Origin of the sequence: Bradyrhizobium sp. 44, assembly GCF_023073095.1 — a bacterium.
Lineage (GTDB): Bacteria > Pseudomonadota > Alphaproteobacteria > Rhizobiales > Xanthobacteraceae > Bradyrhizobium.
This window is the reverse complement of record NZ_JADPIY010000016.1, coordinates 831,382-843,235: the sequence shown is the minus strand read 5'-3', so window position 1 is coordinate 843,235 and position 11,854 is coordinate 831,382. Positions and strand designations below refer to the sequence as shown.

17 protein-coding genes are annotated in these 11,854 nt (G+C 64.2%); 5 read left to right on the top strand and 12 right to left on the bottom strand.

Going from position 1 to position 11,854, the window contains the following annotated elements:
* Positions 1-90 precede the first annotated feature (90 nt).
* The 4 genes from IVB41_RS20585 to IVB41_RS20570 all read right to left on the bottom strand — a co-directional run bounded on the left by IVB41_RS20585 (position 91) and on the right by IVB41_RS20570 (position 1,347).
* Positions 91-237, bottom strand: a complete 147-nt coding sequence (locus tag IVB41_RS20585) for a hypothetical protein (protein ID WP_247434321.1) — start codon at positions 235-237, stop codon at positions 91-93.
* Between the two features lie 246 nt (positions 238-483).
* Positions 484-738, bottom strand: coding sequence for a hypothetical protein (locus IVB41_RS20580; RefSeq protein WP_247434318.1), 255 nt, complete (start codon positions 736-738; stop codon positions 484-486).
* A 171-nt stretch (positions 739-909) separates the two neighbouring features.
* Positions 910-1,113 (bottom strand): hypothetical protein, encoded by a 204-nt coding sequence (locus IVB41_RS20575; RefSeq protein WP_027569790.1) that lies wholly within the window; start codon positions 1,111-1,113, stop codon positions 910-912.
* 63 nt (positions 1,114-1,176) lie between these two features.
* Positions 1,177-1,347, bottom strand: a complete 171-nt coding sequence (locus tag IVB41_RS20570) for a Flp family type IVb pilin (RefSeq protein ID WP_007609602.1) — start codon at positions 1,345-1,347, stop codon at positions 1,177-1,179.
* Positions 1,348-1,680: 333 nt separating this feature from the next.
* Between IVB41_RS20570 and IVB41_RS20565 the strand changes: the two genes are divergently transcribed.
* Positions 1,681-2,985, top strand: coding sequence for a hypothetical protein (locus IVB41_RS20565; RefSeq protein WP_247434314.1), 1,305 nt, complete (start codon positions 1,681-1,683; stop codon positions 2,983-2,985).
* 10 nt (positions 2,986-2,995) lie between these two features.
* Here IVB41_RS20565 and pdxY read toward each other — a convergent pair whose 3' ends face one another.
* The 3 genes from pdxY to IVB41_RS20550 all read right to left on the bottom strand — a co-directional run bounded on the left by pdxY (position 2,996) and on the right by IVB41_RS20550 (position 5,233).
* Positions 2,996-3,808, bottom strand: coding sequence for a pyridoxal kinase (gene pdxY, locus IVB41_RS20560; RefSeq protein ID WP_247434311.1), 813 nt, complete (start codon positions 3,806-3,808; stop codon positions 2,996-2,998).
* A gap of 47 nt (positions 3,809-3,855) precedes the next feature.
* Positions 3,856-4,497 (bottom strand): FMN-binding negative transcriptional regulator, encoded by a 642-nt coding sequence (locus tag IVB41_RS20555; protein ID WP_247286276.1) that lies wholly within the window; start codon positions 4,495-4,497, stop codon positions 3,856-3,858.
* A 91-nt stretch (positions 4,498-4,588) separates the two neighbouring features.
* A complete protein-coding gene (locus tag IVB41_RS20550) occupies positions 4,589-5,233 on the bottom strand; it encodes a TetR family transcriptional regulator (protein WP_247286277.1) in 645 nt (214 codons plus the stop codon).
* 96 nt (positions 5,234-5,329) lie between these two features.
* Between IVB41_RS20550 and IVB41_RS20545 the strand changes: the two genes are divergently transcribed.
* Entirely contained in the window at positions 5,330-5,995 is a 666-nt protein-coding gene (locus IVB41_RS20545; RefSeq protein ID WP_247434308.1) for an O-methyltransferase, read from the top strand.
* A 164-nt stretch (positions 5,996-6,159) separates the two neighbouring features.
* Positions 6,160-6,504: a multidrug efflux SMR transporter gene (locus tag IVB41_RS20540; RefSeq protein ID WP_027569783.1), complete on the top strand. Its 345-nt coding sequence runs from the start codon at positions 6,160-6,162 to the stop codon at positions 6,502-6,504.
* A gap of 70 nt (positions 6,505-6,574) precedes the next feature.
* On the opposite strand, the gene IVB41_RS20535 is transcribed toward IVB41_RS20540, so the two are convergent.
* Together IVB41_RS20535 and IVB41_RS20530 are read right to left on the bottom strand one after the other, a co-directional pair.
* Positions 6,575-6,889, bottom strand: coding sequence for a hypothetical protein (locus tag IVB41_RS20535; protein WP_247434304.1), 315 nt, complete (start codon positions 6,887-6,889; stop codon positions 6,575-6,577).
* A gap of 85 nt (positions 6,890-6,974) precedes the next feature.
* Positions 6,975-7,181: a hypothetical protein gene (locus IVB41_RS20530; RefSeq protein WP_027569781.1), complete on the bottom strand. Its 207-nt coding sequence runs from the start codon at positions 7,179-7,181 to the stop codon at positions 6,975-6,977.
* A 108-nt stretch (positions 7,182-7,289) separates the two neighbouring features.
* Between IVB41_RS20530 and IVB41_RS20525 the strand changes: the two genes are divergently transcribed.
* Positions 7,290-7,568 carry a DUF3551 domain-containing protein gene (locus tag IVB41_RS20525; protein WP_247434301.1) on the top strand — a complete coding sequence of 93 codons (279 nt, stop codon included), beginning with the start codon at positions 7,290-7,292 and terminating at the stop codon, positions 7,566-7,568.
* 19 nt (positions 7,569-7,587) lie between these two features.
* Here IVB41_RS20525 and IVB41_RS20520 read toward each other — a convergent pair whose 3' ends face one another.
* The 3 genes from IVB41_RS20520 to IVB41_RS20510 all read right to left on the bottom strand — a co-directional run bounded on the left by IVB41_RS20520 (position 7,588) and on the right by IVB41_RS20510 (position 11,124).
* Positions 7,588-7,866: a hypothetical protein gene (locus IVB41_RS20520; RefSeq protein ID WP_027517641.1), complete on the bottom strand. Its 279-nt coding sequence runs from the start codon at positions 7,864-7,866 to the stop codon at positions 7,588-7,590.
* A 174-nt stretch (positions 7,867-8,040) separates the two neighbouring features.
* A complete protein-coding gene (locus IVB41_RS20515; RefSeq protein WP_247434298.1) occupies positions 8,041-9,036 on the bottom strand; it encodes an SH3 domain-containing protein in 996 nt (331 codons plus the stop codon).
* Positions 9,037-9,201: 165 nt separating this feature from the next.
* Positions 9,202-11,124 carry an FAD-binding monooxygenase gene (locus IVB41_RS20510; protein WP_247434295.1) on the bottom strand — a complete coding sequence of 641 codons (1,923 nt, stop codon included), beginning with the start codon at positions 11,122-11,124 and terminating at the stop codon, positions 9,202-9,204.
* Between the two features lie 103 nt (positions 11,125-11,227).
* Here IVB41_RS20510 and IVB41_RS20505 point away from each other — a divergent pair, with 103 nt between their 5' ends.
* The gene (locus IVB41_RS20505) at positions 11,228-11,692 is read left to right on the top strand and encodes a MarR family winged helix-turn-helix transcriptional regulator (protein ID WP_027569777.1); all 465 of its coding nucleotides are present in this window, start codon (positions 11,228-11,230) and stop codon (positions 11,690-11,692) included.
* Positions 11,693-11,854: the final 162 nt, after the last annotated feature.

The following is an 11,854-nucleotide window of genomic DNA, read 5'->3' as shown; positions in this document are numbered from 1 at the left end:
GGGACAAAGCGGTACGCCGACAGAGGCCATGGCTCAACCCATGTGCCTGCAAGGCTGGCACGCAAGCGAGAGACGCCAGCGCGCCTTCTCTCAGAAAAACCCGGGGCTGAGATCGAGCCCATAGGTCAGGCTGAGCACGAACACGAACAGCGCGGCGGCTGCGAACAAGGCGAGATGCTTGAGAATGAACGCGCGCGGCGAGACGCTTGCAACAACGGCTTTCTGTGCAACAGACATGACTACTCCATTATGAAAATGATTCTTGGCTGCTCAATAAGCGGCGCCCGCATCAAGCGCCGCGATCTGCAAAGCAACTATTAAAGAGATCACACTCGCTTTGAACGGCCGTACACAACCGCACGTGATCATGACTCGCTGCGCCAAAAAAAGACCGCGCTCCCGAAAGGGAACGCGGTCCAGGCAGGCTCGGAGAAAACGAGCCTGCATCACGTTGGCTTGACGTTGGCTTGTGGCGTCCCCAGATCAGCGGGCGCTGCCCGTCGTGACGTCAGCCGTCTTCACCTTGCGCGGCGACAGAACGCGGGCCTGGTGGACCGAAGCGACAGTAGTGGGCGCCGAGGCCTGCTGCTCGACATGCGCTGCACCGAGCACGCGCACCTGCATCGGGGAGACCGGAAAGCCGTTGACCTCATAAGTCGGCAGCTCGGCGGCGAAAGCCGCGGTGCTGCCCGCGATCGTCAGAATGGCGGCGGCGATCGACAGAGTCTTCTTGTTCATGGGTGATGCTCCTGATGGAAGGTTCGGAGCACATCTAAGCTCATTTTGCTGCGTTGCGACATGCGTTGCTGCATTGCAACAACGCGCCCGGTGCATAGCAATATGTTTAATGCGCACAAGGCTTTGGCCGAATCACCGCCGACTGCGACATGACACTTTTATGAGCGGCGGTCAGCCGCCGAGCACGTGTCCCCAGCCGTCGAAGACGTAGGTCTTCCAGATCACGGTTCCGTCCTGTCCCGGCTGGCTGGCACGCCTGAAATCGTCAGCCTGCTCAGCGGTCCACGTGATGATCGTATCGGAGAGCTGGTCGTGCAGGATGGCGGGCTCGGAAGGATCGAAGGCGTCCATGGGACGAAGCGACGAATGCGTCATGGCCGCCTAACGCGCCAGCCGGCCCAAGGTTGCGGCGAAGCGCCGGGCGCCGCGCCACACAGCTCATTTCAACGCCGTCGCCAGCGATTGCAGCTTTGCGACGAGGTTGGTGCCGAGGGCGTAGATGATCTCGATGATCGCGAGCGCGATGCCGGCTGCGATTAGGCCGTATTCGATCGCGGTAGCGCCGGATTCATCGGCAGCGAATTCGGCCCATTTGCATTTCAGTTTCATGTGCGTGTCCTTCCCAACTCTGCCGGAATCGCCGACGCGGGACACTTGCACAGCCACAATCCAAGATTGAGTAAATTCAGTCGCCTCAAGTTGATGACAATGAATGCCGCATTTGCGGGCCCTTTCGACTACGGCCCCCTGAGACCACAATGGAACCCGCGTTGCCCGCGCGCAACACCCGCTCGAAAAGCCCCATTTCGCCGAATTGCGCCATTGCGCCGCCACACCGTCCTCCGAACAATCGACGCGTAGCGTGCCTTTTCGTGCAAGACTGTTTGGTCAAGACTGTTCGGAGAAGACGAGGTTCGACAGAACCGTTTGGAGGCAGGGATCATGAATGATCGGCGGTCTCTTCTGGTGGCGGTCTCCTGCCCCTCGGCGGTTCTCGCCGGCTGGCTGGCGCTCTCTTTGTCCGCCTATGCCCCTGCCCTTATCGAGAACAGCGGCGCGAATGCTTCCGCCGTCTCGCGCGCGAAGGATCTCAGCCGGCTTGACCTCGCCGACATCCCGCACGCTGCGGCCATCGAGGACGGCGTCGCCTTGACCGCCGATATCGCGGCCGCTGTCGCTGCGATACCAGGGCTGGTCAATGCTGAAGCGGCAGCGCCCGAGGCGCCAGCTCCGGCCATCAAGCTCGCCTCGGCCGACCCGGTGCTGATCTTGCCGACCGAAGCGCCGCTCGCGCCGCAGATTTCGCCTGAGCCGACACCAGTCGCCAGCGAGGTTGCTCCGGCGCCGGAGCCCGTGATCAAACTCGCCTCGGCCGATCCCACCGAGATCGTGACGACGGACGCACTGTCGCCCGCGACGATCGCGACCGGCCCTGCGCCTGCCGCGAGCAAGGCCTCGCCGTCCGCGGACACGACCGCGGTGCTCGACGAATGCTACGTCATGGAAGCCTGCATCGACCGTTATCTCTGGGCGCTCTACCAGCGCACGCCCAAGGAAGACTCGGTCAAGGTCGAGGATCGGCGCGCTGTCACCGTCAAGCGCAAGGGCAAGATGGTGACCGTGATGCGCAGCTTCACGAAACTGGTCGACGAGGACTTTGGATGGAAGGATCCGAAGGCGGCCGACCGCGCCGGCATGTCGATGATGGACTACGTCATCGGCGGCATGGACAAGAGTTTCAAGAAAAAGCTGTTTCGCACGTTGCTCGCGGCTGAGGCTGCCGGGCTTTCGCCGGGTATCACCAGCGCGTTTCGGGACGACTATCGCCAGTCGATCGCGAGTGGCCTGAAGGCTGCCTCGGACCGCTCCTATCACGGCGGCAGCACGCGCGGCGGCTACGGCCACGGCATGGCGGCCGACATCGTCAGCACCAAGGGCGACAACCGCGCGCAACGCTGGGTCTCGACCGAGGTGCTGTGGAAGTGGGTCGATGCCAATGGCAAGGCGCTCGGTATCGGCCGACCCTATCTCGGCCGCGATCCCCCGCATGTCGGCCCGGTTGACGGTACGGAATATGTCTCGCGCCGAGGCACGTCGGACCGTAAGGAAGCCAGCGTCAAGCCGAGGAAGACGCGGGCCGTGGCAAGCGCAAAGCCGCCAAAGGCGAAGGCACAGGCGACGCGCGAGCAGAAGGTTCCGGCAAAGCCGCAGAAATCAGCGCAATCGGCCGCGAAACGCGCGACCTGAGTATCACACCTTATCGTCCCGGCGTCGGCAGCGGTACGAGCTGCATCTCGACGGTGCCCGCCTCCTGAGTCCGCACCAGCACTGCAAAGATGGTTTCGACCGCGAGCCGTACCGCCGCCTCGGTCGCTGTGCCCTTGGCCAGATGCGCCGCGATCAGGCCCGTGAGAAGATCGCCGGTGCCTGAGGGGCGGATCGGCAGGCGCGGCGTCGCAAAGCGCGACAACTGACCGTCGGCGCACAGAATCGTTTCCACCTGCCCTTCCGCCGTATCAGTGAGCGTGCAACCGGTGGCGACCACGTCGATGCGGCCGGTCCCGGCCAGCGCCGCGCACGCCGCGCGCAGACCCTGCGCATCTGTGATGTCGAGGCCTGCGAGCAGCCCGAGCTCGAACTGGTTCGGCGTGGTCAGATTGGCGGCCGGCAGCAGCCGGTGCCGGACCACGTCCAGGATGCCGTCGGCGACGTAGACGCGGCCATCGTCACCGATCACGGGATCGCAGAGATAGACCAGTTTTGAATTGCGGGTCAGCGCCCGCTCGACGAAATCGGCAATGGCAGCGGCATTGCCGGACGAACCGAGATAGCCGGTGACGAGGACCGCAGCCTCGTCGACGAGATCGCGCTCCTCGACGCCTCTCAGCAGGTCTGCAACGAGCTCGGTCTCCAGCACCCGCCCGCGCAGGGTCGGATAGCGCGGATGGTTCGACAGCAGCGTGGTCGGCACCGCCGCGACATTCACACCTTCCGCCTGCATGGCATAGGCGGCGGCGCTGTTGCCGACATGGCCGTGGACCACCTGGCTTTGAATGGAGATGACGAGCATGAAAGAGGTCCGTAGGAGTAATCGTCAAGCGAGACAAGGTCGCCCAGTCACGAAAAATGATATCCAAGCCCCGGCCGCAGCGCTTGCATCTTCCGCGCCAGCCGCCGATGCCCGCTCTCCTCCGACCGCACCAGCCGGCCGGCGACCGCGACGTGATCCGCATCGCTCTTGTGCTGGTTGAGCTTGGCCTGCCCCTCGACGGTATCCACCACGAGATCGATGACGCGAATGGTGGCCAACATGGTCTCGCGCTTGTCCGGCTCCATCTGCGCCAGGTCCCAGGGCGCCTTCGGCAGCCGCGCTTCGGCGACCGCGAGTAGCGCATCGCCGTGCCCGCGGTTCTCGTCGAGCCCGCGCACATGCGCCACGCCCGACAGGTGCACGGCCTCGTACAGCCAGGTCGAGACGTTGTCGCGCGAAGAATACCAGTCGTTGGAGATGTAGGCGTCATCGCCGGCAACGATCAGCAGAAAGCGCCGCACGCCATCCGCGAGCGGAACGAGCGGATTCCTGGCGGTGAAATGGATCTGGACGATCGCGCGCCCCTCACGTTGCTCCAGCACGAAGGGCACATGCGAGGCGCGCGGACCGCGCTCATCCGCCGCGACGATCATGCCGAAGCCGCGCTGGGTTGCGAATTGCAGCGCTTGCTGCTCCTCGATACGGAATTGGGGGCGGAGGACATGCATGGCGGGGCGCTCGTTAGCGGGCTGGAGGACAATCGAGGCTAACTCATGATCCGGTCAGATCAGAAGCGATATTGGCCCGCAAACGCGGATGTCAGGAATGATCTCGTCGCCGCGCGAGCTCATCGATATAGGCGCAGAACATGTCGGCCATTGCGTCGGCATGATGCGCGATCTCCGCCTCGTTGCGCGGTGTCTCCGAGAACTGCTTGCCGACCTCGCTCAGCGTCGTCTTGATCAGCTCGCCGGCAAGCTCCCGCGTCGCATCCGGCGCCTTGGGCAGGGCCTCCCGCATGAAGGCCGCGACGATGCCTTTACCGGCGGCCCGCGCGTCGTGTGCTTCGGGCGCATCGCGATAGAGCGGCGCGGCGTCGCTGAGCGCCGTGCGGATTGCAGCCTCCTCGCACTCGGAGCGAATGAAGGCGTGGACCAGCGCGCGCAGCCGCACCAGTGGCGGCTTCGCCCGGTCCGCCAGGATGCCGCGCAGGAGCTCGCTCGTGCACCGCCACTCGTCGCTCTGGAGGCGGAACAGGATCGCCGCCTTGTTCGGAAAATATTGATAGAGCGACCCGACGCTCACCCCGGCTCGCTCGGCCACCCGCGCCGTCGTGAAGCGCTGCGCCCCCTCCTTTGCCAGGACCTGAACAGCCGCGTCCAGAATGGCCGCCACCAGCTCGTTCGAGCGGGCCTGCTGCGGCTGTTTTCGTGAGGAAACTGAACGGCTTCGGCGATCGGCCATGGGCCCTCGGGCAATGCGAATAGCGAATGCGACGAATTAGTCGTATTTCAATTCTCACGCAAGCACTCGCCTCTCGGCGACATCTGGAGAGTACACATGACCACCCCGACCATCTCATCACTTGCGCCACTGCTCGATCGTCTGTTCGACCAGGACGAAGCCGCGCGCGGCGCGATGCGAGCCGCCTTCGCCGATGTGACCGACGCCGACCGCGCACGGATGATGCGGAGCAAGACCGCTTACCGCGACCTTTACGGGCGGCTGAAGGACGCACCGCTCGCGGTCTCCCGCGAGACCGGTCACCTGCTTTACATGCTCGCACGCAGCTCCCGCGCCAAAGCGATCGTCGAATTCGGCACCTCGTTCGGCATCTCGACCCTGCACCTTGCCGCGGGCTTGCGCGACAATGGCGGCGGCCGCCTCATCACCAGCGAATTCGAACCGTCCAAGGCGGCCCGGGCGCGCGAGAACCTCGCGGCCGGCGGGCTGCTGGATCTCGTCGAAATCCGCGAAGGCGACGCGCTGAAGACGCTTCAAGTCGATCTGCCTGATACGATCGATCTCGTGCTACTCGACGGCGCCAAGGCGCTCTACCCCGCTGTCCTGGATCTGGTCGAAGGCCATCTCCGGCCAGGCGCGATCATCGTCGCCGACAACGCCGACGACAGCCCCGACTATCTGGCGCGCATGCGGATGCCCAGAAGCGGCTACATGTCCACGGCCTTTGCCGAGGACGTCGAACTCTCCGTGCGGATCAACTAACGCCAAGACCAATGAGCCGCCGCGCGAACCATCGCGCGGCGGTTTCGTGCGGCGCTCCTTCGTGTCGCAGGCTCGTCACTGACACGTGATAGCTGGACCCGGGCAAACGTCATATTCCCCGTACCGTGCGGTATCTTTCTTTGCACAATACGCCCGAGCCCGTGATGACTTCCGCCTTCAATGCCTACGCAGCGCTTGCCCTCGCTATCGTCCTCGAGGTCACGGCGTCCGCCTTCCTCCAGCAATCCGTGCAGTTCACGCGGCTGTGGCCGACACTGGCGATGGTGCTGTTCTATGTCGCCTCGTTCTACGCGCTGTCGGTCGCGATCCGGGTCATCCCCCTGAGCATCGCCTATGCGATCTGGGGCGGGGTCGGCATCATCCTGACTGCAACGATCTCCTTCGTGCTGTTTCGCCAGATGCTCGACGCTGCGGCCTTCGTCGGCATCGCGCTGATCGTGTCCGGAGTGGTGGTCATCAACCTGTTCTCGGCGACCACGGTGCATTGATGCCGGCAAGCACGGTGTTCACCGGCAAGGCCTTCGGCTTCGCGACGCCCTTCCGGCAGCCGACCCACGCCTACTGGCTTTGCGACGGCTTGGGAGTACGCGGCCCGGATCGCTTCGCGCCAGGCTTGGCCGCAGCTCGCGGCGGCGCCGTGTCGACCGATTCCAGATAGGCGGCAAGCGCTTTGGCTGTGTCCGAACTGGTTGCGTAATGGTCCTTCAGGAACCAGGACAGCGTCAGGTTGAAGCGCCCCTTGGCAAGACCGCGCGGGCTGCGATGGCAGGTCGCGCACCCATCGGCGAAAAGCTTTTGCGGCGACTTGCCGGCATCGAGATTTTGCGCCACGGCAACCGTCGCCGTCAGAACGGCGGCCGCCGCAAGAGTCATCGTTGGAAGACTCATAAGGGGCGCGATCACGCCGCGCCCTAATCGAAATGGCGAAATCAATGTCTTGCCCAGCCCCGTCTTGCGGTCAGGCCGCCAATAGCTGATCGAACTCGGGCGGCGCGTAGGCCTTGCCGTCCTGGTCGGTGATGACGACCTTCCACCCCTCGCTTGCCCAAACCTTTGCCTTCGCCACGATGAGCAAACGGCTCTCGCGGGCAAAACTGCACTTCTCATTGTCGCGTTCTGCGATCATCTTGTAGGCCAATGCGCATCCCCTTAGCGTTGCCTGCAGCCGCTCTCGTCGTGGCAGCGGGCTTTGGCGGCAATTCGCCGGGAGCGTGGCAATTTGGTGCCATCCGCGGCAGCATTGTGCCTGTTCCGATTACGAAAGGAGCTTTTCGTGCGCCGCATCATGAATGCGATCCTGCTTGTCGTGGGCTGCCTTGGTGCGGGCCTGCTTGGCGCGGCGCCCACAGCGGCTCAGACCTACGATCCGCGCCATCCCGTCTGCATCGAGATCTACACCATCGACGGCCGCAGCATCGATTGCAGCTTTGCGACGATCGCGCAGTGCGCCGCGACCGCCTCCGGGCAATCCGCCCAGTGCTACGCCAATCCCTATGCCAGGCAGAGCCGGCAGCTGAGCCCGGTTCCGTCGCCGCCGCGACGAAGCCGATAGCATCAGGTCTGCGCTCCGATCAGTGGACGCGAATGATGTGGGGGCGGCCAAGATCGATCAGCCCCTGCACCGCGGAGAGGCGGTCGTCGAGGGCTGCGATGGTCAGCAACAGATTGTTGCGGCGTTCGTCGAGAAGGCCCATCTCGGCGCCGGAGAGTTTGGTGCTCGATCGCTCCTTGTGAATCACCTCGAGAGATTGGCGCAATCCGGCAATCAGGCCGGACAGCTGCTTGGCTTCCTTGGTCATCGACCGCTTCGCGACATTATGGCGGCGCGTCTCCGCCTGGTTCTGTCTCATCGTCGTCATCCTCCCGTGCCCCGCTGCCCCGAGTGGAATGCTTACAGCTTTGAGTAGACATATTACGATCGATGAAATCTGCCCGCGAAGAAACTTCTTAAATTGTATGGGCAAGGAACCCGCTCGGGCCTCAGCAGAAAGCCCGGCGCGAGGGCCGGGCTTTCGTTGGCAACGCTAGTGCTTCTGGTGCCCGCCACCGGGACCGCCGGCCGGCGCACCGCCGCCGTGCGGCGCGGCGTTGATGTGAGGAGCGCCGCCACCGCCATGAGGCATCGCAGGCGCAGCCGTGCGCGGCGCCGGCATTTGGGCATGAGCGTTCATCGGGGAGCCGTGGCTCACATTAGGCTGGGCCACATGCGGCATCGCGGGCCGGCTTGCGGGAGCTGCTGAGACACGCGGCGCCTCATGCGGGCGCGCCATCGGCTGGGCATGCAGGGCCGCGCGGTGTGCGGCCTGCTCGTGCATGATGCGGGCCTGTGCATCGTGCGGATTGCGGCCCTGAAGATTGGTCCGCTCATGCGCGATGCGGTCGCTTCGTCCCGCACGGCTCCGGTCCGTCGCAGTCGCACTCTCGTGCCTGGCCATCGCGGCGTCGTGCCGTGAAGTTATGGCATCACGACCGGAGACCGCGGCCGCGCCCTTGACACTTTCCTTCGCATTTTCCCTGGCATTCGCACTGTTGCGCCCGAGTGCGACCGCCGCATCGCGCGTTGCCGCGCGGCCCATGCGAGCCGCGCGCGGATCGATCGTCATCCGCGTCGCTTCGCGCTGATGCGAGGTCCAGTAGCTATTCCAGTGGGCATGCCGCCGATACCAGGGCCGCCCCTCATAATAGCTCGACCAGTACGAGGTCAGCACGAAGGGGACGATCGGCACGTCGATCTCGTCGACATAGTCGGGGAGATAGACGTAATGATTGCGGTAGAGATATTCGAGATATTGCGACGACACCCAGCCACGGTCATCCGAGAAGCTCACGTCGCACCAGGCTTTGCCGCGCAGGCAACCATGGATATCGACGCGGGCGCCCTCGGGGATGCGATCGACCAGCGGAAAGCCCGAACCCGGCCCGGCGCGCAGGCCGGTCGAGACGGTGACCATACCCGGAGCGGCCAGCGCGGCCGTCGGGGCGAGCAGCAATGCGGCTAACAACATGCTTCGGAATTTCATGGCGTAGTCCTCCTCTTTCGAGTCGGAACGCGCAAGCGGAACAGGCGTTCCGCGAACGAAGGTCTCATCCGTCGAAAGATCGAGACGAATGCCGTGCGCGGTTCAATATTCATTCGCCGTTCATCGACATCGCGCGCACGCGCGAGTGTGTGCGCCGCCGTCCCGTCAGTTCACTTGCTGCATAAAACCGTCGAAGTACGCAGCAAGCGCAGCAAAATGATCGAGCGGCAGCACGGTCGCGACATACTGATCCGGCCTCACCACGACCATGCAGCCGGCCTTACGATCGATACCGCGCATCGCGAAAACGTCTTGGCCATTCTTGAGGTCCGGACAGAACATTTTCTCGTAGTCGATGAGGCCGTACCGGCCCTTGCGCGGAAGCAACAGCGCGGGCATCGCCTCGACGGCGAGCTCGCGATGATCCTGCTGGAAGACCGCCCGCAGGTCGATCACGCCGTCGATGTCGGCGGCCACGGGCGTGTAACGCCGGACCGGCGACTCCCGCGCCTCGGAGAGAAAATTGCACAATGCGCGTATAGCCGAGCCGGCTGTTGCCGGATCCTCAGCGCCGGAGAAAGCGTAGATGCGAAAGCGGCCATCTGCGGACGCTGCGTGACCGAGATGCACCGGCTTGGCATCCGCAAGCCGGATCACGGGTGCGGAATGAAAGCGCGTGCCGATGACGAGGCCTTGCGCGAGCTGCTGGTGGGACGTCGCTCCGGTCAGAACCGACGGGCGGTAATGCGTCGCCGTGCCTGCGGTGTAGCGACCGTGCCTGACGAAATAGTCCTGCGTCCTGGCGGCATCGGCGCCGCCGGCCTTGGCGGCGGACGCAAGAATCCCAGCCCATTCGCGGTCGAAATCGATCAGCTCTTTCGCAACGGCCTGGCGCTCGGCCGAATAGGAATGCAGCAGGCTTGGCGCAGACTGCTTCCGCAAAACGGCAGCGAGCTTCCAGCCGAGATTGAAGGCGTCTTGCATCGAGACGTTCATGCCCTGCCCGGCCTTCGGGCTGTGGGTGTGGCAGGCATCGCCGGCGATGAAGATCCGCGGCAGACGCTTAGCGATCTCGATCCCCGGCACGTCGTCGAACTTGTCGGTCAGTCGCTGGCCGATCTCGTAGACCGACCACCACGCGATCTCCTTCACATCCAGCGTGTGCGGCTTGAGGATCCGCTGCGCCTTCGCGATCACGTCATCGGCGGTGATGTTGCGATTGGCGACGCGCTCGCCGATGTCGAGCTTGGCGAGCTCGACATAGAGGCGGACCATGTAACCGCCCTCGCGCGGAATGATCAGCAGGCTGCCGTCCTTCGCCGACTGGATCAGGGCCTTGAAGCGGATGTCCGGAAAATCGGTCACCGCCAGCACGTCCATCACGCCCCAGGCATGATTGGCGGAATCGCCGAGCAACTCGCGGCCGATCGATTTGCGCACTGTGCTGCGGGCGCCGTCGCAGCCGACGACGTAGCGCGCCTTGATCGTCTCTATCTTGCCCTCGTTCCCGGCATCGAGCCGTTCGAGCCGCGCCGTCACGGCATGGTCGGCGGGACCCGCGGCCGGATCGACCTGAAGGTCGAGCAGGCGCCGGCTGTAATGGGGCTCGAGGCTGGCGGGCGCTTTGCGCATGACGTCGAGAAAACCGTCGTGAATGCGCGCCTGGTTGAGAATGACGTGCGGGAATTCCGACAAGCCGTCCTCGACGTCCTGCACCCGGCCGCTGCGGACGATATGTTCTGGCAGCCGCTCGTCCGGCTTCCAGAATGTCGTCTCGTTCACCCAACAGGCTTCCTTGAGGACGCGCTCGCTGAATCCGAAGGCGTGGAACATCTCCATGGTGCGGCATGCGATGCCGTCGGCCTGCCCGACCAGCAAGCGGTCCGGCTTCTGCTCGACGATGCAGGTCTTGATGTCATCAAACTGCGCAAGCTGGGCCGCAAGCGTCAGGCCCGCAGGACCACAGCCGACGATGAGGACATCGACCTCTTCAGGCACGGCGCCCGTTGCGCCAGAAGGCTGAATGCGCGCGGCGGGATCTGCGATTTCAGGGTCGCCCGGCTGAAATCCATTGAGATGGAATTGCATGAGCACCTTTCCCGCCGATGTTCTGTTTGGATATTGCTCAGTATGCTGACTATCAGTATACTTGTCAACGATCCCGGCCGTCCTACCCCAACGGAGAAATTCGGTGAAAGACAACAACGACATGCCCGGACATCTGGCGCGCCGTTTCCAGCAGATCGCGGTGGCGGTGTTTCTGGCCGAGGTCGAGGATGCCGGCTTCGACCTCACGCCGGTGCAATACGCCGCGCTCGCGACCATCAAGGCCAATCCGGGGCTCGACCAGGTGACGCTCGCAGGATTGATTGCCTACGACCGCACCACCATCACCGGCGTGATCGACCGCCTCGTGCAGAAGGGGCTCGCGGAGCGCCGCGCCTCGCGCCGCGACCGTCGTGCCCGCGAGCTCGAGATCACCGACGAAGGCCGCCGCACCCTGCGCAAGATCACGCCGGCCGTCGAATCCGCGCAACGCATCATGTTGCGTGGCCTCAGCGCGAAGGAAGGTGAGGATCTGATGCGGCTGTTGCACAAGGCCATCGCCGCCGGCAACGAGCTCAGCCGCGCCCCGTTGCGCGAGGTGCAGGCATAGAGCGTTTTCGAGCGAAGGGGCACCGCTTCGCGTCAAGGAAACGCGCCACGACAGAAGGCCCCCGTAATTCTACCCCTCATTGTCGCAGTATCGCGAAACCAGGAACTAACCTTCGGCTGTTATGGTCGGCGGCATTCGGCGTTTAACGCGCGATTAACTTTG

What these genes read in the sequence shown, in the direction of transcription:
- IVB41_RS20585 (WP_247434321.1), bottom strand. Translation starts at nt 237, where the DNA reads ATGTCTGTTGCACAGAAAGCCGTTGTTGCAAGCGTCTCGCCGCGCGCG.
- IVB41_RS20580 (WP_247434318.1), bottom strand. Translation starts at nt 738, where the DNA reads ATGAACAAGAAGACTCTGTCGATCGCCGCCGCCATTCTGACGATCGCG.
- IVB41_RS20575 (WP_027569790.1), bottom strand. Translation starts at nt 1,113, where the DNA reads ATGACGCATTCGTCGCTTCGTCCCATGGACGCCTTCGATCCTTCCGAG.
- IVB41_RS20570 (WP_007609602.1), bottom strand. Translation starts at nt 1,347, where the DNA reads ATGAAACTGAAATGCAAATGGGCCGAATTCGCTGCCGATGAATCCGGC.
- IVB41_RS20565 (WP_247434314.1), top strand. Translation starts at nt 1,681, where the DNA reads ATGAATGATCGGCGGTCTCTTCTGGTGGCGGTCTCCTGCCCCTCGGCG.
- pdxY (WP_247434311.1), bottom strand. Translation starts at nt 3,808, where the DNA reads ATGCTCGTCATCTCCATTCAAAGCCAGGTGGTCCACGGCCATGTCGGC.
- IVB41_RS20555 (WP_247286276.1), bottom strand. Translation starts at nt 4,497, where the DNA reads ATGCATGTCCTCCGCCCCCAATTCCGTATCGAGGAGCAGCAAGCGCTG.
- IVB41_RS20550 (WP_247286277.1), bottom strand. Translation starts at nt 5,233, where the DNA reads ATGGCCGATCGCCGAAGCCGTTCAGTTTCCTCACGAAAACAGCCGCAG.
- IVB41_RS20545 (WP_247434308.1), top strand. Translation starts at nt 5,330, where the DNA reads ATGACCACCCCGACCATCTCATCACTTGCGCCACTGCTCGATCGTCTG.
- IVB41_RS20540 (WP_027569783.1), top strand. Translation starts at nt 6,160, where the DNA reads ATGACTTCCGCCTTCAATGCCTACGCAGCGCTTGCCCTCGCTATCGTC.
- IVB41_RS20535 (WP_247434304.1), bottom strand. Translation starts at nt 6,889, where the DNA reads ATGACTCTTGCGGCGGCCGCCGTTCTGACGGCGACGGTTGCCGTGGCG.
- IVB41_RS20520 (WP_027517641.1), bottom strand. Translation starts at nt 7,866, where the DNA reads ATGAGACAGAACCAGGCGGAGACGCGCCGCCATAATGTCGCGAAGCGG.
- IVB41_RS20515 (WP_247434298.1), bottom strand. Translation starts at nt 9,036, where the DNA reads ATGAAATTCCGAAGCATGTTGTTAGCCGCATTGCTGCTCGCCCCGACG.
- IVB41_RS20510 (WP_247434295.1), bottom strand. Translation starts at nt 11,124, where the DNA reads ATGCAATTCCATCTCAATGGATTTCAGCCGGGCGACCCTGAAATCGCA.